This is a genomic window from Roseomonas sp. E05, assembly GCF_030063475.1.
GTDB lineage: Bacteria > Pseudomonadota > Alphaproteobacteria > Acetobacterales > Acetobacteraceae > Pseudoroseomonas.
Genome location: NZ_JASIRT010000042.1, coordinates 20,515 through 40,706 on the forward strand (window position 1 = coordinate 20,515; position 20,192 = coordinate 40,706).

At 71.4% G+C, this 20,192-nt stretch carries 18 protein-coding genes and 1 pseudogene; 12 read left to right on the forward strand and 7 right to left on the reverse strand.

Annotated features, from left to right (window positions below):
• Positions 1-88: 88 nt before the first annotated feature.
• From dnaK to QMO56_RS24215, 3 genes are all read right to left on the reverse strand, one after another.
• On the reverse strand, positions 89-2,002 hold the full coding sequence (dnaK, locus tag QMO56_RS24205; protein WP_283529846.1) for a molecular chaperone DnaK: 1,914 nt from the start codon (positions 2,000-2,002) through the stop codon (positions 89-91).
• 67 nt (positions 2,003-2,069) lie between these two features.
• A complete protein-coding gene (locus QMO56_RS24210; RefSeq protein WP_283529847.1) occupies positions 2,070-2,675 on the reverse strand; it encodes a GNAT family N-acetyltransferase in 606 nt (201 codons plus the stop codon).
• Complete coding sequence (locus tag QMO56_RS24215) at positions 2,672-3,265, reverse strand: nucleotide exchange factor GrpE (RefSeq protein ID WP_283529848.1); 594 nt, start codon at positions 3,263-3,265, stop codon at positions 2,672-2,674. The genes QMO56_RS24210 and QMO56_RS24215 overlap by 4 nt, the downstream gene beginning before the upstream one ends.
• Before the next feature lie 182 nt (positions 3,266-3,447).
• On the opposite strand from QMO56_RS24215, the gene hemH reads away from it, so the two are divergent.
• From hemH to QMO56_RS24245, 6 genes are all read left to right on the forward strand, one after another.
• On the forward strand, positions 3,448-4,539 hold the full coding sequence (hemH, locus tag QMO56_RS24220) for a ferrochelatase (protein WP_283529849.1): 1,092 nt from the start codon (positions 3,448-3,450) through the stop codon (positions 4,537-4,539).
• Positions 4,539-5,201 carry an HAD family phosphatase gene (locus QMO56_RS24225; protein WP_283529850.1) on the forward strand — a complete coding sequence of 221 codons (663 nt, stop codon included), beginning with the start codon at positions 4,539-4,541 and terminating at the stop codon, positions 5,199-5,201. The genes hemH and QMO56_RS24225 overlap by 1 nt, the downstream gene beginning before the upstream one ends.
• Positions 5,201-5,653 (forward strand): protoporphyrinogen oxidase HemJ, encoded by a 453-nt coding sequence (gene hemJ, locus QMO56_RS24230; RefSeq protein WP_283529851.1) that lies wholly within the window; start codon positions 5,201-5,203, stop codon positions 5,651-5,653. The genes QMO56_RS24225 and hemJ overlap by 1 nt, the downstream gene beginning before the upstream one ends.
• 334 nt (positions 5,654-5,987) lie before the next feature.
• The gene (rho, locus tag QMO56_RS24235; protein ID WP_283529853.1) at positions 5,988-7,262 is read left to right on the forward strand and encodes a transcription termination factor Rho; all 1,275 of its coding nucleotides are present in this window, start codon (positions 5,988-5,990) and stop codon (positions 7,260-7,262) included.
• Between the two features lie 139 nt (positions 7,263-7,401).
• Positions 7,402-9,456: a methyl-accepting chemotaxis protein gene (locus QMO56_RS24240; protein WP_283529854.1), complete on the forward strand. Its 2,055-nt coding sequence runs from the start codon at positions 7,402-7,404 to the stop codon at positions 9,454-9,456.
• Positions 9,457-9,688: 232 nt separating this feature from the next.
• Positions 9,689-10,453, forward strand: a complete 765-nt coding sequence (locus tag QMO56_RS24245) for an N-acetyltransferase (protein ID WP_283529855.1) — start codon at positions 9,689-9,691, stop codon at positions 10,451-10,453.
• A 34-nt stretch (positions 10,454-10,487) separates the two neighbouring features.
• On the opposite strand, the gene QMO56_RS24250 is transcribed toward QMO56_RS24245, so the two are convergent.
• The 3 genes from QMO56_RS24250 to QMO56_RS24260 all read right to left on the reverse strand — a co-directional run bounded on the left by QMO56_RS24250 (position 10,488) and on the right by QMO56_RS24260 (position 14,037).
• Positions 10,488-11,462: a quinone oxidoreductase gene (locus QMO56_RS24250; protein ID WP_283529856.1), complete on the reverse strand. Its 975-nt coding sequence runs from the start codon at positions 11,460-11,462 to the stop codon at positions 10,488-10,490.
• Positions 11,459-11,929 (reverse strand): methylated-DNA--[protein]-cysteine S-methyltransferase, encoded by a 471-nt coding sequence (locus tag QMO56_RS24255; protein ID WP_283529857.1) that lies wholly within the window; start codon positions 11,927-11,929, stop codon positions 11,459-11,461. The genes QMO56_RS24250 and QMO56_RS24255 overlap by 4 nt, the downstream gene beginning before the upstream one ends.
• Positions 11,930-12,009: 80 nt before the next feature.
• Positions 12,010-14,037 carry a thioredoxin domain-containing protein gene (locus QMO56_RS24260; protein WP_283529858.1) on the reverse strand — a complete coding sequence of 676 codons (2,028 nt, stop codon included), beginning with the start codon at positions 14,035-14,037 and terminating at the stop codon, positions 12,010-12,012.
• A 74-nt stretch (positions 14,038-14,111) separates the two neighbouring features.
• Between QMO56_RS24260 and QMO56_RS24265 the strand changes: the two genes are divergently transcribed.
• The 6 genes from QMO56_RS24265 (at position 14,112) to QMO56_RS24290 (ending at position 20,074) form a co-directional block, all read left to right on the forward strand.
• Positions 14,112-14,462 carry a ferredoxin gene (locus QMO56_RS24265; protein ID WP_283529860.1) on the forward strand — a complete coding sequence of 117 codons (351 nt, stop codon included), beginning with the start codon at positions 14,112-14,114 and terminating at the stop codon, positions 14,460-14,462.
• A gap of 118 nt (positions 14,463-14,580) precedes the next feature.
• Positions 14,581-15,897, forward strand: a complete 1,317-nt coding sequence (gene mnmE, locus QMO56_RS24270) for a tRNA uridine-5-carboxymethylaminomethyl(34) synthesis GTPase MnmE (RefSeq protein WP_283529861.1) — start codon at positions 14,581-14,583, stop codon at positions 15,895-15,897.
• 26 nt (positions 15,898-15,923) lie between these two features.
• Positions 15,924-17,795 (forward strand): tRNA uridine-5-carboxymethylaminomethyl(34) synthesis enzyme MnmG, encoded by a 1,872-nt coding sequence (gene mnmG, locus QMO56_RS24275; protein ID WP_283529862.1) that lies wholly within the window; start codon positions 15,924-15,926, stop codon positions 17,793-17,795.
• A gap of 11 nt (positions 17,796-17,806) precedes the next feature.
• On the forward strand, positions 17,807-18,415 hold the full coding sequence (gene rsmG, locus QMO56_RS24280; RefSeq protein ID WP_283529867.1) for a 16S rRNA (guanine(527)-N(7))-methyltransferase RsmG: 609 nt from the start codon (positions 17,807-17,809) through the stop codon (positions 18,413-18,415).
• Positions 18,402-19,214, forward strand: coding sequence for a ParA family protein (locus QMO56_RS24285; protein WP_283529863.1), 813 nt, complete (start codon positions 18,402-18,404; stop codon positions 19,212-19,214). Before rsmG ends, QMO56_RS24285 begins: the two co-directional genes overlap by 14 nt.
• Positions 19,211-20,074, forward strand: coding sequence for a ParB/RepB/Spo0J family partition protein (locus QMO56_RS24290; protein WP_283529864.1), 864 nt, complete (start codon positions 19,211-19,213; stop codon positions 20,072-20,074). The genes QMO56_RS24285 and QMO56_RS24290 overlap by 4 nt, the downstream gene beginning before the upstream one ends.
• Positions 20,075-20,083: 9 nt before the next feature.
• Here QMO56_RS24290 and QMO56_RS24295 read toward each other — a convergent pair.
• Positions 20,084-20,192: pseudogene (locus tag QMO56_RS24295) on the reverse strand (IS5/IS1182 family transposase); the annotation flags it as partial.

The window sequence follows — 20,192 nt, forward strand, 5'->3', positions numbered from 1 at the left end:
CAAGCTCCGGAACGAAGATGCGCCCGGCTCCATCGCCGGAGCCGGGCGCCCGCAGGTCAGCGCGTGGAGCGGAACTCCACCGGACGCCTCACTCCGGCTTCTTCTTGGTGGGGTCGACCTCCTCGAACTCGGCGTCCACCACCTTCTCGCCGGGCTTGCCCTCGGCCTGGCCGGCCTCCGGCGCCGCACCCTCGGCGGGGTTGGCCTTGTAGATCGCCTCGCCGATCTTCATCGCCGCGGCGGAGAGGCGCTCGGTGGCGCTGCGGATCGCCTCCGCATCCTCGCCCTCCCGCGCGGTGCGGGCGGCGGCGAGGGCCGCCTCGGCCTCGCCCTTCTCGGCGGCGCCGATCTTGTCCCCGTTCTCCTTCAGCGACTTCTCGGTCGTGTGGATCAGGGCCTCCAGCTGGTTCCGGGCCTCGACCGCCTCGCGCCGCTTCTTGTCGGCCTCGGCATTGGCCTCGGCCTCCTTCACCATGCGCTCGATGTCGGCGTCGGACAGGCCGGACTTGGCCTGGATCTTGATCTGCTGCTCCTTGCCGGTGGCCTTGTCCTTCGCGCTGACGGAGACGATGCCGTTGGCGTCGATGTCGAAGGTCACCTCGATCTGCGGCACGCCGCGCGGGGCGGGCGGGATGCCCTGCAGGTCGAAGTTGCCGAGCAGCTTGTTGTCGGCCGCCATCTCGCGCTCGCCCTGGAACACCTTGATGGTGACCGCGGTCTGGTTGTCGTCGGCCGTCGAGAAGGTCTGCGACTTCTTGGTCGGGATCGTGGTGTTGCGGTCGATCAGGCGGGTGAACACGCCGCCCAGCGTCTCGATGCCGAGCGAGAGCGGGGTCACGTCGAGCAGCAGGACGTCCTTCACCTCGCCCTTCAGCACGCCGCCCTGGATGGCGGCGCCGATGGCGACGACCTCGTCCGGGTTGACGTTGCGGGCGGGCTCCTTGCCGAAGAACTGCTTCACCGCCTCGATGACCTTGGGCATGCGGGTCATGCCGCCGACCAGGATCACCTCGTCGATCTCGCCGGCGGACATGCCGGCATCCTTCAGCGCCTTGCGGCAGGGCTCGAGCGTCCGCTGCACGAGGTCATCGACCAGCGCCTCCAGCTTCGCGCGCGTCAGCTGCAGCACCAGGTGCTTCGGGCCGGTCGCGTCGGCGGTGATGAAGGGCAGGTTGATCTCGGTCTGCTTGGCGGAGGACAGCTCGATCTTCGCCTTCTCGGCGGCCTCCTTGAGGCGCTGCAGGGCGAGCTTGTCGCCGCGCAGGTCGATGCCGTTCTCCTTCTTGAACTCGTCGGCCAGGTAGTCGATGACGCGCTGGTCGAAGTCCTCGCCGCCCAGGAAGGTGTCGCCGTTGGTGGACTTCACCTCGAAGACGCCGTCGCCGATCTCCAGCACGGAGACGTCGAAGGTGCCGCCGCCGAGGTCATAGACCGCGATGGTGCCGGCGTGCTTCTTGTCCATGCCATAGGCGAGGGCGGCCGCCGTCGGCTCGTTGATGATGCGCAGCACCTCGAGGCCGGCGATCTGACCGGCTTCCTTGGTCGCCTGGCGCTGGCTGTCGTTGAAGTAGGCGGGGACGGTGATGACGGCCTGCGTCACCTTCTCGCCGAGATAGTTCTCGGCGGTTTCCTTCATCTTGCCCAGGACATAGGCGCTGATCTGCTGCGGGGCCATCTTCTGGCCGCCGGCCTCGACCCAGACGTCGCCGTTGTCGGCGCGCACGATCTTGTAGGGGGAGAGGCCGATATCCTTCTGCACCGTCGCGTCGTCGAAGCGGCGGCCGATCAGGCGCTTCACGGCATAGAGCGTGTCGGTCGGGTTGGTCACGGCCTGCCGCTTCGCGGCCTGGCCGACCAGGCGCTCGCCGGTCTTGGAGAAGGCGACCATCGACGGCGTGGTGCGCGCGCCCTCGGCGTTCTCCAGCACCTTCACGTCGCCGCCTTCCATGATGGCGACGCAGGAATTCGTCGTGCCGAGATCGATGCCGATGACTTTGCTCATGCGAGTTCTCCTCTGCGGCGGATGGAGGCGGCCCGGTCCTGTGGCGCCGCAACCATCCCCTTGCTCATCAGGCGGGTGAAAGGGGGTCGCCCGGGAGATGGGAGGCTCCGGGCGCTTGTGACAGCGATGTATTGAGCCGGGCGCCGCGCGACAAGGGCGGCGTTGCGGCGCTGCGCAAAAATTGTGCAGCGGAGCAGGCGAGATAAGCCACCCGTTTGCCGTTGCGCGGATCGGTGGCTTCGCCGAGCCGGCGGAAGCCGAGGCGGCTGTGGAAGGCCAGGCTCTCCGGATTGGGCGGGGCGAGGTTCACCTCGCAGCCCAGCCCGGCGAGGCCGGCGGCGGCGGCGCGCGCCGCCAGCGCGGCGTAGAGCGCCCGGCCAAGGCCGCGGCCCTGCGCGGGGCCGTCCACCACCAGGCGGTCCACATAGGCGGCTTCCGGGGCATGGGCGCGGATCCAGGCGTGGTTGGGGCCGCGCGCCGGACCCTCCGGCCCGAAGGCGAGCAGGAGGGCGCGGGCTGCCCCGCCCTCCCAGGCTGCCAGGGCCAGCAGCGCCCCCTCCACCAGCGCGGCCAGCTCCGGCAGGGCGAGCGCGTTCACCGCCGGGGTGTGGCGGTTGTTCAGCGCCAGCAGCGCGGGCAGCTCGGCCGGGAGGATGGCGCGCGCGGGGGTCATGCCGTCTCGGAGACGCCCTCGCCGGCCACCACCACCATGGCGGGCTTCAGCAGGCGGCCGTTCAGCGTCCAGGCCGGGGTCCAGGACTGCAGCACGGTGCCGGGGGCCACGCCCTCCGGCGGCGGCTGCTGCGCCATGGCCTGGTGCAGCTCGGGGTCGAAGGGCTTGCCGGTGGCGTCCTGCTTGGTGATGCCGTTGCGCTCCAGCAGGGCGATGAAGGCGCGCTCCACGCCCTCGAAGCCGCCGCGCAGCTTGGTCAGCAGCTCGGCCTCGCCCTCCTCCACGGGGGGCAGGGCGTCAAGGCCGCGGCGCAGGTTGTCGGCCGCCTCCACCACGTCGCGTGCGAATTTCTGCACGGCGTACTGGCGGGCATCCTCCACCTCGCGCTTGGTGCGCGTGCGCAGGTTCTGCATCTCCGCCTCCGAGCGCAGCCAGCGGTCCTTCATCTGGGCCAGCTCGGCCTCCAGCTCGGCGATGCGGGCCAGCGTGTCGGCCGGCTGCTCCGGCGTGGGCTGCGCCTGGGCGGCGTCGGCCGGGGTTTCCGGGGCGGGGGTCTGGTCGTTCATCGCAGGGTTGTTCTTTTCCGTCATGTCAGAGGTCTGCAAAGCCGTTCACGCCCCCACCTAGGCAGGCGCGGCCGGCAGGACAAGGAAAAGCGCGGAGGGCGTCGCGCCATCCTGCCATTCCGCGACGGGGGCCGAAAGACGCACCGGCGCGGGAATTCATCGGCGGGAGCCTTGACCACGGGCTTGTGCATGGCATCTCCGGAGGCATGTCCGACGCCCCCGCTCCCCGTGTTGCCATCGTGCTGTTCAACCTCGGGGGGCCCGACAGCCCCGCGGCGGTGCGGCCTTTCCTGGAGAACCTGTTCACCGACCCCGCCATCCTGCGGGTGCCGGGCTTCATCCGGCCCTGGCTCGGCAGGTTCATCGCGGCGCGGCGCACCAAGGCGGCCAGCGAGAACTACGCGATCCTCGGCGGCCGGTCGCCGCTGCTGGAGCTGACCCAGGCGCAGGGGGCGGCGCTGGAGGCGGCGCTGGCCGGCGACGAGATGGAGGCGCGCTGCTTCATCGCCATGCGCTACTGGCACCCCTTCGCCGAGGAGGCCGCGCGGCAGGTGAAGGAGTGGGGCGCCGACGAGATCCTGCTGCTGCCGCTCTATCCGCAGTATTCCACCACCACCACCGGCTCCTCGGTGGAGGACTGGGAGGCGGCCTGCGCGCGGATCGGGCTGCTGCGGCCGACCCGCGTGCTGTGCTGCTGGCATTCCGACGACGGCTTCGCCACGGCCACCGCCGCCCTGGTGCGCGCCGCCTACGAGAAGGCGCGCGCGGAACTGTCGCCCGCCGTGCCGCTGCGCATCCTGTTCTCGGCGCACGGGCTGCCGGAGAGCATCGTCAAGCGCGGCGATCCCTATCAGTGGCAGGTGGAACGCAGCGTGGCCGCGGTGATGGAGCGGATCGGCATCGAGGGGCTGGACCATTCGATCTGCTACCAGTCCCGCGTGACGCCGCAGAAATGGATCGGGCCCTCCACCGAGGCGGCGCTGGAGCAGGCGGCGCAGGACAGGACGGCGGTGCTGGTCTGCCCGATCGCCTTCGTCTCCGAGCATTCCGAGACGCTGGTGGAGCTGGATGTCGAATACGGCGAGCTGGCGCACAAGCTCGGGCTGCCCGGCTATTTCCGCGTGCCGGCGCAGAACAGCGATGCCGGCTTCATCGCCGCCCTGGCCGGGCTGGTCCGGCGGGTGCGGGAGAGCGACCGGCGGCTCTGCTCCTTCGCCGGGGGGCGGCAGTGCCCGAAGGCCTACGGGGACTGCCCGCATGCGCGGGCCCGCGCGCTGGCGGCCGGAGTGGGCGCGTGATGCGCCCGCCGCCCGCCCGCCCGGCCGCGGTGCTGTTCGACTGCGACGGCGTGCTGGCCGACAGCGAGGCGCTGGCCGCCATCGTGGTGGCGGAGGACCTGACCGGGCGCGGCTGGTTCATCACCCCCGAGGAGAGCCGCCGCATCTTCCTCGGCCGCGCCGTGCCGGACATGGTACCGGTGATCGAGGCGCAGTATGGCCGCCTGCCTGACAGCTGGCCGGCCGAGATGTCCCGCCGCCTGACCGAGCGCATGGCGGCGGAGGTGGTGGCGGTGGAAGGTGCCATCGAGGCGCTGCAGGCGGTCGTGAAGGCCGGGCTGCCCTGTGCCTGCGCCTCCAACTCCTCGCGCAGCGAGCTGGCCGCCAAGCTGGAGCGGCTGGGGCTGGTGGAGGCCTTCGCCGGGCGGACCTTCTCCTTCGAGGATGTGGACCGGCCCAAGCCCTACCCCGACCTCTACCTGACCGCCGCCGCCGCCTGCGGCGCGGCGCCGGAGGACTGCGTGGTGGTGGAGGACAGCCTGCCCGGCATCCGCGCCGGCCTGGCCGCCGGCTGCCGCGTGCTGGCCTATGCCGGGGAGGCGCACCCGGCGGTGCTGGCGGCGCAGGGCGCCCAGCCCTTCGGGCGGATGGCGGAGCTGCCGGGCCTGCTGGGGATCGGCTGATGACCTTCGATGTTCTGGGCGAATACTATCTCTGGACCAAGTCGCTCCACCTGCTCTCGGTCTTCGCCTGGATGGCGGGGCTGTTCTACTTGCCGCGGCTCTACGTCTATCATACGCCGGCCGCGCCCGGCTCGGCGCAGAGCGAGCTGTTCAAGGTGATGGAGCGCCGCCTGCTGCGCGGCATCATGAACCCGGCGATGATCGCCGCCTGGACCTTCGGCATTACCCTGGTGCTGACGCCCGGCGTGGTGGACTGGAGCGCCGGCTGGTGGCACGGGAAGATGACCGGCTTCCTCGGCATGACGCTGTTCCACCACCATCTCGGCTACGCCCGGAAGGACTTCCTGGCCGACCAGCGGCGGCATTCCGAACGCTACTGGCGGGCGATGAACGAGGTGCCTACCGTGTTGCTGATCCTGATCGTCATCATGGTGATCGTGAAGCCGTTCTGAAGGTGCCGGGGCAGGGAGCCGGGGGCGGGAGGAACTGCTGCCCGCTGCCTTTCCCTGCCATCCGCCGGCAAAAAAACTTCGGGAAAAGCTTGACGTGGTGCCCTGAAGCGCCATTTGCACCATTGACGGGAGGGGAAGGTTCCTCGTAGCGTCCCGCCACTTCCCGTCCTGGCGACAAGTGGGCTTCCGCCCAAGCTGGCGCCGAGACTCCCTCCTCCTTATCTGGGACATGGCCGGCCGCCCTGCGCGCGCCGCCCCGCCTTGCAGGCGGAATCTCCTGCGTGGCCTCGGAAATGTCCCCCTGCTCTCCGCCGGAACGGAACGCGTCCGACCCATGCATCTTTCTGAACTCAAGGCCAAAAGCCCCTCCGACCTGCTCACCTTCGCCGAGTCCCTGCAGATCGAGAACGCCTCCAGCCTGCGGAAGCAGGACATGATGTTCGCGATCCTGAAGCAGCTGGCGGAGAACGACCAGGCGATCCACGGCGATGGCACGCTGGAAATCCTGCCCGACGGCTTCGGCTTCCTGCGCTCGCCGCAGTCGAACTACCTGCCCGGCCCCGACGACATCTATGTCTCCCCCGCCCAGGTGCGCCGCTTCGGGCTGCGCACCGGCGACACCGTGGAAGGGCAGATCCGCGCGCCGAAGGACGGGGAGCGTTACTTCGCGCTGCTGAAGGTCAATACCGTCAACTTCGAGCCGCCCGAGGCGCTGCGCCACCGCATCAACTTCGACAATCTCACGCCGCTCTATCCGACGCGCCAGCTGAAGATGGAGAACCCGCAGGCGGAGAATGTCGGGAAGGGGGTGCAGAAGGACTACACCTCCCGGGTGATCGACCTCGTGGCGCCGATCGGCATGGGGCAGCGCGCGCTCGTCGTCGCGCCGCCGCGCACCGGCAAGACCGTGATGCTGCAGAACATCGCCCGCAGCCTCAGCGTCAATCACCCCGACGTCTTTCTCATCGTGCTGCTGATCGACGAGCGGCCGGAGGAAGTCACCGACATGGCGCGCACCGTGCGCGGCGAGGTGGTGGCCTCCACCTTCGACGAGCCGGCGACCCGCCATGTGCAGGTGACGGAGATGGTGCTGGAGAAGGCCAAGCGCCTGGTCGAGCACAAGCGGGACGTCGTCATCCTGCTCGACTCCATCACCCGTCTCGGCCGCGCCTACAACTCGGTCGTGCCCTCCTCGGGCAAGGTGCTGACCGGCGGCGTGGACGCCAACGCCCTGCAGCGGCCGAAGCGCTTCTTCGGCGCGGCGCGCAACATCGAGGAAGGCGGCTCGCTGACCATCATCGCGACCGCGCTGATCGATACCGGCAGCCGCATGGACGAGGTGATCTTCGAGGAGTTCAAGGGCACCGGCAACTCCGAGGTGATCCTCGACCGCAAGCTCTCGGACAAGCGCGTCTTCCCCGCGATCGACATCACCAAGTCCGGCACCCGCCGCGAGGAGGTGCTGATCGACCGGCCCACGCTGACCAAGATGTGGGTGCTGCGCCGCATCCTGAACCCGATGGGCACCCAGGATTCGATGGAGTTCCTGCTGGACAAGCTGAAGTACAGCAAGACCAACCAGGACTTCTTCGACGCGATGAATACCTGACGGAAGCCGCCGGCGGGCGCTGTCCGCCGGCAGCCGGGCGGCGTTGCTCACGGATTCGTGTGTAACGCCGTCAACCCTCCTGTAACCCGGGCAGCCCGACCTTCCCCCCCGCTCCGCAGGTGGAGGGGGGGGGGTCAGCATGCGCATCGCAAGGGTTTTCCTGATCGGCTTCGGGCTGGTGGCCGCCCCTTCACTGCTGGGAGCGGGCTGGCTCGCGCGAACGGCGTGGGTGCAGGCGGGGCGTGCCATCGAAGCGCGGGCCATGACCGGCACCCTGAGCGCCGCGATGCGCACGCAGACCGCCCTGGTGGTGGAAATCGGCGAGCTGAACGCCGCCAACCTGAGCCGCCGCGCCAATGCCCCCCTGTTGCGGGAGCGGGCGCAGACGGTGGACGGCCTGCTCGCCGCGACCAGCGCGGCGGCGGCCGAAGCGGGGCTGGACCTGGCCCCGCTCCGCTCCCTGGCGGAGCAACTGGCCACGATGCGGACACGCGTGGCGGAAAACCTGCAGGCCGCCACGGCCACCGACCCTGCCCTCACCACCGCGACCAATGCCCTGCGCAGCACCAGCGTGGACGTGCTGCAGCAGTTCAGCCGCCTGGCCGAGACGCGCCTGCGCACGCTGCGCCCCGACCTGGCGCCGATGGTCGAGATCGCCTTCCAGATCATGGACGCACGCGATGCGGCCGGGCGGCGCAGCCTGATGATCAACAGCTGGTTCGCCGGGCCGCCCTCCGCCGACGCGCTGCGCGATGCGCAGGTCTTCACCGGCAGGATCGAGACGGCCTTCGCCACGGCCGAGCGTCTGGCGCCGGCCGGCGGGCCGGCGGTGGTGGCAGCCTATGAGGCCCTGCGCCGTGGCTTCATCGGCCAGGCCGAGCCGCGCTACCGGGAGTACATGCGCCTCCTGCAGGCGCGGCTCGCCGGCACCACCTCCCCCTGGCCGGAGGACCTGGCCGGCTATCGCGCCTGGTCGGTGCCGGCGCTCGTCAGCATCCTGCCGATGCGCGACGCGGCGCTGGACAGCGCGGCCGCGCAGAGCGCCGCCGGGGCGGAGGCCGCCTGGCGGGAGTTCCTGCTGGTCGGCCTCGCCGGGCTGCTGGTGCTTGGCCTGGTGCTCGGCGGCGTGGCGGTGATGCTGCGGCGGATCGTCGCGCCGCTCGCCGGCCTGACCGGCGCCGTCGGCCGCATCGCGGAGGGCGAGCTGGCGCTGGACGTGCCGCACCGCGGGCGGCAGGACGAGATCGGCGCCATGGCGGGGGCGATCGAGGTGCTGCGCACCGCCTCGCTGGAGCGCGACCGGGCCGTGGCGGCGGAGGCCGAGGCGCAGCGGGCCCGTGCCCTCCGCGGCGAGAAACTCGACCACCTGCTGAAGGGCTTCGAGGCGGAAACCGCCGCCGTGCTGCGCGGCGTGGCAGCGGCGGCGACCGAGCTGGACGCGACGGCAGCCCAGATGAGCGGCACGGCCGAGGATGGCGCCAATCGCGCCACCTCGGTGGCGGCCGCCGCCCAGCAGGCCAGCACCAATGTGCAGACGGTCGCCTCCTCGGCGGAGGAACTGGCTTCCTCGATCGGCGAGGTGACGCGGCAGGTGCGCACCAGTGCGGAGATGGCGCGCCGGGCCAGCAACACCACCGAGGAGACCGGCCGCACGGTGCGCAGCCTGGCCGAGGCTGCCGCGCGCATCGGGGACGTGGTGCAGCTGATCAACCAGGTCGCCGGGCAGACCAACCTGCTGGCGCTGAACGCCACCATCGAGGCGGCGCGCGCCGGGGAGGCCGGCAAGGGCTTCGCCGTGGTGGCCAGCGAGGTGAAGCAGCTTGCCGCCCAGACGGCCCGGGCCACGGAGGAGATCGCCGCGCAAATCAGCGCCATGCAGCAGGAAACCGGGCGTACGGTGCAGGCGATCGGCGCCATCGCCGAGATCATCGCCGATCTGGACCGCGCCATGGGGCAGGTGGCGGGAGCCACCGAGCAGCAGGCGCAGGCCACCCAGGAAATCGGCCGCGCGGTGGCGGAGGCGGCTGCCGGTACGCACGAGGCCTCCCGCCATGCCGCTGGCGTGCGTGAGGGGGCGGAACGCACCGGCGGTGCCGCCAGCGACCTCCGCAGCGCTTCCAGCGAACTGGCACGGCAGGCGGAGGTGCTGCGCAGCCAGATGGACAGCTTCCTGGGAGAGATCCGGGCGGCTTGAAGCCGGTTGCCTCGCGCTCCGGAAGGCGCTGCCTTCCGGGGACCATCGCGGCCTCTCCGAAGCCCGTGAATTCCTGGCGCGGAAGCCGGCCGGAGCGCTGGGTGCCGCGCCGGCAGCTCCGCCGGCAGCCCTGCTAATCCCGCTGCAGCGACCTGCGCCGGCTGCGCGGCTGTTCGCCTTTTCAGCCTCATCCCGCGCGCTAGGTTGAGGGTGTGACGAAGGAGGGCGGCGGATGCAGGGGAAATCCTGGCAGGGGGTCTCGGTGGTGGAGTTGGAGCGCGCCTCGCACACCGCCGTGCCGGCGCTCCGCACCGCCTTCGACGGACCCTTCCTGTTGCGCGCCTTCCTGGGCGGCACGGGGCGGGCCAATGCGGTCAGCTCGCTCGATCCCGCGCCGGATGCCGGCCTGCCCCTGCGGCTGGACCGGATCGAGGCGGCCTACCGGCGCGTCGGATTGCCGGCCCGGTTCCGCTCGACGCCGCTGGACCCGCCAGGCCTGGAGGAGGCGCTGCTGGAGCGCGGTTACAGGGCAGATGAGGAGTCCCGCGTCATGGCTGGCCCGCTGGCCGCCTTCGCGGCGCCGGAGGAAGGACTTGAGATGGCGGAGCAGCCTGGCGAGGAATGGCTCTCCCTCATCGCCACGGCGGAGCACCAGACGCCGGCGCGCCGGGCGGAGAAGCTGCAGGCGGCCGCCATGATGCTGGTGCCGGCCGCCTGGGTGCTGCTGCGCACGCCGGATGGACGCGCGGCGGCCGCGGCGCAAGTGGCGGTGGATGGACGGCTGGTCGGCTTCTTCGACGTTGCGGCGGCGCCGGAATTCCGGCGCCAGGGCATGGCACGACGGCTGCTGCGCGGCGCCGCGGCCTGGGCGCAGGCGCGTGGCGGCCTGACGGGCTGGCTGCAGGTCTCGGCCGGTAACGTACCGGCCTGCGCGCTCTATGAAGCCCTGGGAATGCGGGAGATCTACCGTTACCGCTATTTCCTGCGGGCGGCCTGAAGGGCGGGGCCGGATGCCTCCGGCCCCGGCGGCGTCAGGGAATGAAGACGGTGCTGCCGGTCGTCTTGCGGGATTCCAGCGCCCGGTGCGCCTCGGCGGCGTCCTTCAACGGATAGGTCTGGTTGACGTTGATCTTCACCGCGCCGGAGAGCACCACCGAGAACAGGTCGGTGGCGGTGGCGACGAGGTCGGCGGGCTTGGCGGTGTAGGTGGCGAGCGTCGGGCGCGTCAGGAAGAGCGAGCCCTTGGCAGCGAGAATGCCGATGTCGAAGGGCGGCACCGGGCCGGAGGCGTTGCCGTAGGAGACCATCATGCCGAAGGGGGCGAGGCAGTCCAGCGATGGCATGAAGCTGTCCTTGCCGACGCTGTCATAGACGACCGGCAGCATGGCGCCGCTGGTGATTTCCTTCACCCGGGCGGGCAGGTCGTCCTGGCCGGAGATCAGCACATGGTCGGCGCCATGGGCGCGGGCCAGCTCCGCCTTGGCGGGGGTGGAGACGGTGCCGATGACGGTGCAGCCGAGCTGCTTGGCCCATTGGCACAGGATCAGGCCGACGCCGCCGGCCGCGGCATGCACCAGGATGGTGTCGCCGGCCTTCACCGGGAAGGTGCGCCGCAGCAGGTATTGCGCCGTCATGCCCTGCAGCATCATTCCGGCGGCGGTCTTGAAGTCGATGCCATCGGGCAGCTTCACCAGCCGGTCGGCCTTGATGGTGCGGGCCTCGCAATAGGCGCCGATCGGCATGGCATAGGCCACGCGGTCGCCCACCACCAGTTCGGTGACCTCGCTGCCCACCGCCTCGACCACGCCGGCACCTTCCATGCCGAGCGTCGCGGGGAGGGAGGGGATCTTGTAGAGGCCGGTGCGGAAATAGACGTCGATGTAGTTCAGGCCGACCGCGTGGTGGCGGACCAGTACCTCGTCGGGCTTGGGCGCGGGCAGGGGAACCTCCTCCCACACCATTTTTTCGGGGCCGCCAGGTTCATGGATGCGGATGGCGTGGTTCATAGGAGTGTCCCTTGCTGGCGCCGTGCGCGGCGTTCGAGGTCCAGAAGATAGCGCTTGGTGGCGAGACCTTCGCCGCCGGAATAGCCGCCCAGCGCGCCGTTGCTGCCGACCACGCGGTGGCAGGGAATCAGGATGGGGAGGGGGTTGGCGCCGTTGGCCTGCCCCACGGCCCGGGCCGCGGAACCGAGCAGGCGCGCCAACTCGCCATAGCTGCGCGTCTCGCCGGCCGGAATGGCCTGCAGGGCGGCCCAGACCCGCTGCTGGAAGGCACTGCCAAAGGGAGCCAGGGGCAGGGCGAAGCTCGTCCGCTGGCCGTCGAAATAGTCCTGGATCTGGTCGCGCGCGGCGAGGAGCAGGGGAGTTTCCGCCTGATCCCGGCCTCGGCCCCAGTCCAGTGCGACGATGGCCCCATCCTCCTCGGACAAGGTCAGCGCGCCGAGGGGAGTGAGAAAGGAAAGCTGCGGCATGCGATGCTGATTCGACACGCTCTGCCCGCAGCGTCAAGTCGGGATGCGGGAGGGGGGCGGCGCGCACGGCGCCGCCCGGCTCAGGCGGCGCGGCGGAGGGCGGCGGCAAGGCGCTCCGGCTGCAGCACGGGCAGGCCGCAGGTGCCGCCGCGGCAGGGATAGGCGGCCGCCTGGCCTTCCACGGGGCCTTTGCCGAAGGCGGGATGGCCTTCAGGCAGGGCCGCCGCCTCCGTCACGCGCAGCACCGTCACGGCGGCGTCCGGCAGGGCCAGGGCGGCGGTGGCCAGCCGCTCGGCCGCCGCATCGGCCGGCGCTCCGGCCACGGCGACCGTGGCGCCGTTCTCCAGCAGGTCGGCGGCGGCAAGCAGGGTGGGCATCGCGAGCAACGCCTGGGTCAGGCCGGTGAAGGCGGCGATGGTGGCTTCCGCCTGGTGGCGCCAGCGCGAGTCGCCGGTCAGGTGATAGAGGCGGGCCTGGACCTCGGCCATCAGGCCATTGCCGGCCGGGGTGGCGTTGTCGCCGGCGGTACGGCCGCGCACCAGGACGTCGGCGGCGTCATCGGCGGAGGTGAAGTAGCCGCCATCGGGGGCGGCGAAGTGGCGCTCGACCGCCTCCGTCCAGGCGATGGCCTGGCGCAGGAAGGCATCCTCCCCGGTGGCTTCGAACAGGGCCAGGGCGGCGCGGGCCATGGCCGCGTGATCCTCCAGCAGGCCGGGGGCGGAGGCGCGGCCATCCCGCCACGCATGGCGCAGACGGCCATCAGGGGCGGCCATGCGCTCCGCGACGAAGGCGAAGGCACGGCGGGCGAGGGCCAGCCATTCCGGATGGCCGAAGACGGCGCTGGCGCGGGCGAGGGCGGCGATCATCAGGCCGTTCCAGTCGGCCAGCACCTTGTCGTCGCGGCCGGGAGCGATGCGCCGGGCGCGGGCGGCGAAGAGGATGGCGCGGGCCTCGGCGAGGGCGGCCTCCTCAGCCTCGGCGAGCGGGGCGGGATGGGCGGTGCGGTTCAGGATCGCCTTGCCCTCCCAGTTGCCCTCCTCCGAGACGTCGTAGATGCGGCGGAAGAGGGGGGCGCGGTCGCCGAGCAGGGCATCGACCTCATCCGCCTGCCAGACGTAGAAGCGGCCTTCCTCGCCCTCGCTGTCGGCGTCCTGGGTGGCGGCGAAGGCGCCGCCCTCGGCCAGCATTTCGCGCTCCAGCCAGGCGACGGTCTCGGCGGCGCGGGCGGCGTAGAGCGGATCGGGCGCGCGGGCATGGGCAAGCGCCAGCAGTTCGAGAATCTGCGCGTTGTCGTAGAGCATCTTCTCGAAATGCGGCACCAGCCATTCGGCATCGGTGCTGTAGCGGGCATAGCCGCCGCCCAGATGGTCGTAGATGCCACCCTGGCTCATCCGGCGCAGCAGCAGATGCACCGGCTCGGCACAGACGGGCTGGCCGAGGGCCTCGGCCATCTGCAGCAGGAAGCGGTAGATGGGCGGGTTGGGGAATTTGGGGGCGCCCTGCATGCCGCCGGCCACGCGATCCTGCGCGTTGAGGAGGGCCTGGGCCACGGCGCCGAGCTGGGCCGGGCCGGGCATGGCACCGGGATTGGCCTCGGCCATGCGGGCGAGACCCTGCTTCAGGGCGGCGACGTTCTGCGCGACCTTGTCGCCCTCCTCCCGGTAGGCCTGCGCCAGGCCCTGCAGCACCTGGCGGAAGGAAGGACGGCCCCAGCGTGGCTCCGGCGGGAAGTAGGTGCCGCCCCAGAAGGGGGCGCCCTCGGGGGTGAGGAACATGGTCAGCGGCCAGCCGCCCTGCTCGCCGAGCAGGTGCAGGCTGCCCATGTAGAGGGCGTCGATGTCCGGACGCTCCTCGCGGTCCACCTTGATGTTGACGAACAGGCTGTTCATCAGCGCCGCCGTCTCCGGATCCTCGAAGCTTTCGTGCGCCATGACGTGGCACCAGTGGCAGGCGGCGTAGCCGATCGAGAGGAGGATGGGGCGGTTCGTCGCGCGCGCTTCCTCTAGCGCGGCGGCGCCCCAGGGGCGCCAGTGGACCGGATTCTCCGCATGCTGAAGCAGATAGGGCGAGCTTTCGTGGCGCAGCAGGTTCTCGGCGATCTCGGGCATGGCTCTGGTCGCTCCGGTAGGTCCTCGCTACATGGGCGAGGCAGGGGGGGCTTCACACCCCAAGGAGCGCATCCGTGAGTGAGACCGATCCGCCGCCCTTTTACCGGGCGCATGTCTTCGTCTGCTGCAACCGTCGGCCGGAGGGGCATCGCCGCGGCTCCTGCGCGGCCAAGGGCAGTGAGGCGCTGAAGGACTACATGAAGGCACGGGCGAAGGAACTCGGGATCCCCGGCATCCGGGTGAACCAGGCCGGCTGCCTCGACCGCTGCGAGTTCGGGCCGGCGATCGTGATCTATCCCGAAGGGATCTGGTACCGGGCGGAGACGCGCGAGGATGTCGACGAAATTCTCCAGGCGCATCTGGTCGAGGGCGGGCGCGCACGGCGCCTGATGCTGACCGAAAAGGATGTGGTGAAGAAGGGATAGCGGCAAGGGGCGCCGCCCCCTGCACCCCCGCCGGGGTGGCAGTGCCACCCCGGACCCCGCCCGTCGTTCGCGGCGGGGTCCGGGGCAGCGCCCCTGGCCTGTCGCCTGGAGTTCGATCATGCCTTTCGACACCATTTTCGCCCTGGCCTCCGGCGCCGGCCGCGCGGCGGTGTCGCTGCTGCGGCTTTCCGGATCGGAGAGCGGCGCCATCCTGCAGCAGTTGGCCGGCGGGCTGCCGAAGGCGCGGAGGGCGAGCCTGCGGCGGCTGCGGCACCCCGCAACGGGCGAGGTGCTGGACGAGGCGCTGGTGCTCTGGTTCCCGGGGCCGCGCTCCTATACGGGCGAGGATGCCGCCGAACTGCACCTGCATGGCGGGCGGGCCGTGCGCGAGGGCGTGGTGGAGGCGCTGCTGGCCTGCGGGGCACGGCCGGCAGAGCCGGGCGAGTTCACGCGCCGCGCCTTCCTCAACGGGCGGATGGACCTGACGGCGGCGGAAGGCATCGCCGACCTGATCGAGGCCGAGACGGGGGCGCAGCGGCGGCAGGCCCTGCGGCAGGCGGGCGGGGCACTGGCGGCGCGCTATGCCGGCTGGACGGAGCGGCTGACGCGGCTGCTGGCCCATCAGGAGGCCGCCATCGAGTTCGCCGAGGACGGGCTGCCCAGCACGCTGGAGGCCGAGGTGCGCGCGGGAGCGGCGGCGCTGGCCGGGGAGATCGGCGCGCATCTGAACGATGGCGGACGCGGTGAGCGGCTGCGCGAGGGGCTCTGGGCCGCCATCGTCGGGGCGCCGAATGCGGGGAAATCCTCGCTGCTGAACGCGCTGGCGGGGCGGGAGGCGGCGATCGTCTCGGCGCGGGCGGGGACGACGCGCGACGTGGTGGAGGTGCGGCTGGATCTCGGCGGCGTGCCGGTCTGGCTGGCCGATACCGCAGGGCTGCGCGAGACGGCGGACGAGATCGAGGCGGAGGGCGTGCGCCGGGCGCGGCGGCGCGCGGAGGAGGCGGATCTGGTGATCGCCGTCTTCGCCGCCGACCAGCCGCCGGATGCGGCGACGCTGGCGCTGGTGGCGCCCGGGGTCGTGGTGGTGGCGAACAAGACCGATCTGGCGCCGGCAGCGGAGCGGATCGGCGGGGTGGCGCCGGTGGGTGTCTCGGCATCGGCGGGGGTGGGGCTGGAGCGGCTGCAGGCGGTGCTCGCCGAGGCGGCGGCGGCACGGGCGGGATTGTCCGAGGAGGCCAGCCTGACCCGGCCCCGGCACCGGGCCGCATTGGGGGAGGCGGTGGCCTGGCTCGGCGAGGTGGAGCGGGCGCCCCTGCCGGAGCTGGCGGCGGAAGCACTGCGGGCGGCGCTGCGGGCGCTGGGGCGGCTGACCGGGCGGGTGGGCGTCGAGGCGGTTCTCGACCTCGTGTTCGGGGATTTCTGCATCGGAAAGTAGGCCGCGGGGCGCTATAGGATGGCGCCATGCGCGATGATGCTTTCGACGTTGTTGTGGTGGGCGGCGGACATGCCGGCACGGAGGCCGCCGCGGCCGCCGCCCGTTGCGGCGCCCGCACCCTGTTGCTGACGCACAAGCTGGAGACGCTGGGCGAGATGTCCTGCAACCCCGCGATCGGCGGCGTGGGGAAGGGGCATCTCGTCCGCGAGGTTGATGCGCTGGACGGGCTGATCGGGCGCGCCGCCGATGAGGCGGGCATCCATTTCAAGCTGCTGAACCGCAGCAAAGGGCCGGCGGTGCGCGGCCCGCGCGCGCAGGCCGACCGGGCCTTGTATCGCCAGGCCATCCGGGGGCTGCTGGAGGCGCAGCCGGGCCTCACCATCCGCGCGGTGGCGGCGGAAGGGATCGAGCGGGATGCGCAGGGGCGCATTTCGGCGGTGCTGACGGCGGAGGGCGCGCGGATCGGCTGCGGAGCGCTGGTCATCACGACGGGCACCTTCCTGCGCGGCGAGATCCATATCGGCGAGCGGCGGATTCCGGCGGGACGTGTGGGGGATGCGCCCGCGATCGGGCTGGCGGTGGCGATCGAGGCGCTGGGTCTGCCGATGCGGCGGCTGAAGACGGGTACGCCGCCGCGGCTCGACGGACGGACGATCGACTGGGCGGCGCTGGAGATGCAGCCGGGCGACAGCGAGCCGGAGCCGCTCTCCTGGATGACGGAGCGGATCACCAACCGGCAGGTGGCGTGCGGCATCACGGCGACCACGCCGGCCGGCCATGCGCTGATCTATGCCAACCTGCACCGGGCGCCGATCCATTCCGGGCAGATCCAGGGCGTGGGGCCGCGCTACTGCCCTTCGATTGAGGACAAGGTGGTGCGCTTCGCGGAGCGCGAGCGGCACCAGATCTTCCTGGAGCCGGAAGGGCTGGAGGATCGCACCATCTATCCGAACGGCATTTCCACCAGCCTGCCGGAGGATGTGCAGCACGCCTTCATCGCCACCATTCCCGGGCTGGAGAAGGCGGCGATCCTGCGGCCGGGCTATGCCATCGAGTACGACCATGTGGACCCGCGTGCGTTGCGCCCGACGCTGGAGGCGCGTGACGTGCCGGGCCTGTTCCTGGCCGGGCAGATCAACGGCACCACGGGCTATGAGGAGGCGGCGGCGCAGGGGCTGCTGGCAGGGATGAACGCGGCGGCCCTGGCCGGGGGAATGGAGGCGGAACGGGTGCTGGCGCGCACCGAGGCCTATCTCGGCGTGATGGTTGACGACCTCGTGCTGCAGGGGGTGACGGAGCCTTACCGGATGCTGACGGCGCGCTCCGAGCACCGGCTGGCGCTGCGGGCCGACAATGCCGGGCTGCGGCTGACGGAGAAGGGCATGGGCTGGGGCGTGGTGGGAGCAGAGCGCGCGACGCGGTTCCGCGCCTTCGCCGCGGGGGTGGAGGCGGCGCTGGCGCGGGCGCGGGTGGAGGGCGGCACGCCGGCGGCCCTGAAGGCGGCCGGGATCGCCATCAATCAGGATGGCCGCTGGCGCAGCCTGCTGGAGGTGCTGGCGCTGCCGGAGGTGGATGTTCCGGCCGTCGAGGCGGTCTTCCCCTGGCTGCAGGGCCTGGCACCGGGCGTGCGGGCGCAGGTGGAGGCCGAGGCGCTCTATGCACCCTATCTGCAGCGCCAGGCCGCCGAGCTGCGGTTGCTGGAGCGGGAGGAGCAGCTCGCCATTCCGCGCGGGCTCGATTTCGGGGCGGTGCCGGGGCTTTCGCATGAGATGCGGCAGCGCCTGGGTGTGGCGCAGCCGGCGACGCTGGGTGGGGCGGGGCGCGTGCCGGGTGTGACCCCGGCGGCGCTGGCGGCGCTTGCCGTTCACCTGCGGCGGCGGCAGGAGCGTTTCACGTGAAGCAGGGCGCAATGCCGGACCTGCCGCCGGTGCAGGTTTCACGTGAAACGGCGGCTCGGCTGGAGCGGTTCCTGGAGCTGCTGTTGCGCTGGAATGCGCGGATCAACCTGGTCTCGGGAAGGGATTCCGGAGCGCTGCGGGAGCGGCACATTGCCGATTCCCTGCAGTTGCTGCCCTTGGTGCCGGCGGGGGAGGGGGCGCTGGTGGATCTTGGCTCCGGCGGCGGCTTTCCGGGGATGGTGCTGGCGGCCGCCCTGGCACGGCCCGTGCACCTGGTGGAGGCGGATCGGCGCAAGGCGGCTTTCCTGCAGGCGGCCGCCGCCGAGCTGGGGCTCGCGCATGTGGCGGTGCATCCGGCGCGGATCGAGGCCTTGCGCCTGCCGCCTGCCGCTGTGGTGACGGCGCGGGCGCTGGCGCCGCTGGAGCTGCTGCTGCCTTGGGCGGCGAGTCTGCTGGCGCCTGGAGGTGTCGCAATCTTTCCAAAGGGCAAAAGCGCGGAGGCGGAATTGGCGGAGGCGGAAGCCGCGGGCTGGACAATGGCCGTGGAGCGGTTCAAGAGCAGCACGGACCCGAACGCCACCCTCTTCCGCATGTCTGGAATCCGCCGTGCCGGCGCCTAAAGCAGCCCCTCTCCGCCGTATCGCGCTCGCCAACCAGAAGGGTGGGGTCGGCAAGACCACGACCGCCATCAACCTGGCCACCGCGCTTGCGACCAAAAAGCGGGTGCTGGTCATCGACCTCGACCCGCAGGGCAATGCCTCCACCGGGCTTGGCCTGCCGCGCGGGGAGCGCGGCGCGGGCTCCTATGCGCTGCTGGTGGGGCAGAAGCCGCTGGCGGAGCTGATGCGGCCGACCAAGGTGCCGGACCTTTTCCTTCTGCCGGCCGACAATGATCTGGCGGGAGCGGAGATCGAGCTGGTCGGCATGGAGAAGCGCGAGCACCGGCTGCGCCTGGCGCTGGAGGCGGCGGGCGAGACGCTGAAGGGCTTCGACTTCATTCTGATCGACTGTCCGCCCTCACTCGGCTTGCTGACGCTGAACGCGCTGGTGGCCGTGGAATCGGTGATGATTCCCTTGCAGGCCGAATTCTTCGCGCTGGAGGGCGTCTCGCAGATCACCCGGACGATCGACCGGGTGAAGCGTGTGCTGAACCCGGCCCTGGCGCTGGACGGCATCGTGCTGACCATGTTTGATCGCCGCAACAACCTCTCCGAACTGGTGGCGGCCGATGTGCGTGCCTTTTTCCGCGAAAAGGTGTTCGAGACCGTGATCCCGCGCAACATCCGCGTCAGCGAGGCGCCCTCGCATGGCCTTCCGGTGCTGCTCTACGACCCGCGTTCGGCGGGGGCGCAGGCCTATGTCAAGTTGGCGGCCGAGATGTTGCGGCGCGAGCGCGCGCGGGGAGGTAAGGCGGCATGAGCGCGCGCAAGTCACCCCGGCTTGGCATGGGGCTCTCTGCCCTGCTGGGCGACCAGAATGCCGCGACGCCTGCGAGCCCCGGCGCCAGTATTCCCCGCACCCTGCCGCTGGAGGCGCTGGAGCCTGGTCCGTTTCAGCCGCGTGGGCCGATCGATCAATCCGGCTTGGCGGAGCTGGCGGCCTCGATCCGTGAGCATGGCGTGCTGCAGCCGCTGCTGGTGCGGCCCAAGCCGGGACAGGCGGGCGCCTATCAGATCATCGGCGGCGAGCGGCGCTGGCGCGCGGCGCAGCTGGCGCAGCGGCACGAGGTGCCGGTCTATGTGCACGAGCTGGACGACCGCATGGCCATGGCCGCCGCGCTGGTCGAGAACCTGCAGCGCGAGGATCTGAACGCGCTGGAGGAGGCGCGGGGCTATAAGCGGCTGCTGGACGAGTACGGGCTGACGCAGGATGCGCTCGGGCAGGCGGTGGGCAAGAGCCGCAGCCATGTGTCCAACACGCTGCGGCTGCTCTCGCTGCCCGCCAAGGTCCGGGAGATGCTGGACCGCGGCAGCATTTCGGCGGGCCATGCGCGGGCCCTGCTGACGGCGCCGGACCCGGTGAGGCTGGCGGAAATGGTCGTCACGCGCGGACTGAACGTGCGGCAGACGGAGGCGCTGGCGGCGGCGGCCGAGCGGATGAAGCCGGCCGCTCGCCCTGTGCGCGCCGATGCCGACACCAAGGCCCTGGAGCGCGACCTGATGGGCCGACTGGGGCTGAAGGTCGCCATCCAGCACGGCAAGCGCGGCGGCCGCATGACCATCAGCTACCGCGACCTCGACCAGCTGGACGGGCTGATCCGTCTGCTCTCTCCGCAATAACAGCGCCTTTCAAAACCGCTCCTGAAGCGCGTTGAGGCAGATGAGGGAGCAGGCGAGGGCGGTGAGGGCATGGTGGATGTCGAGCCTGCGTTCGTAGCGGATGGCCAGGCGGCGGAAG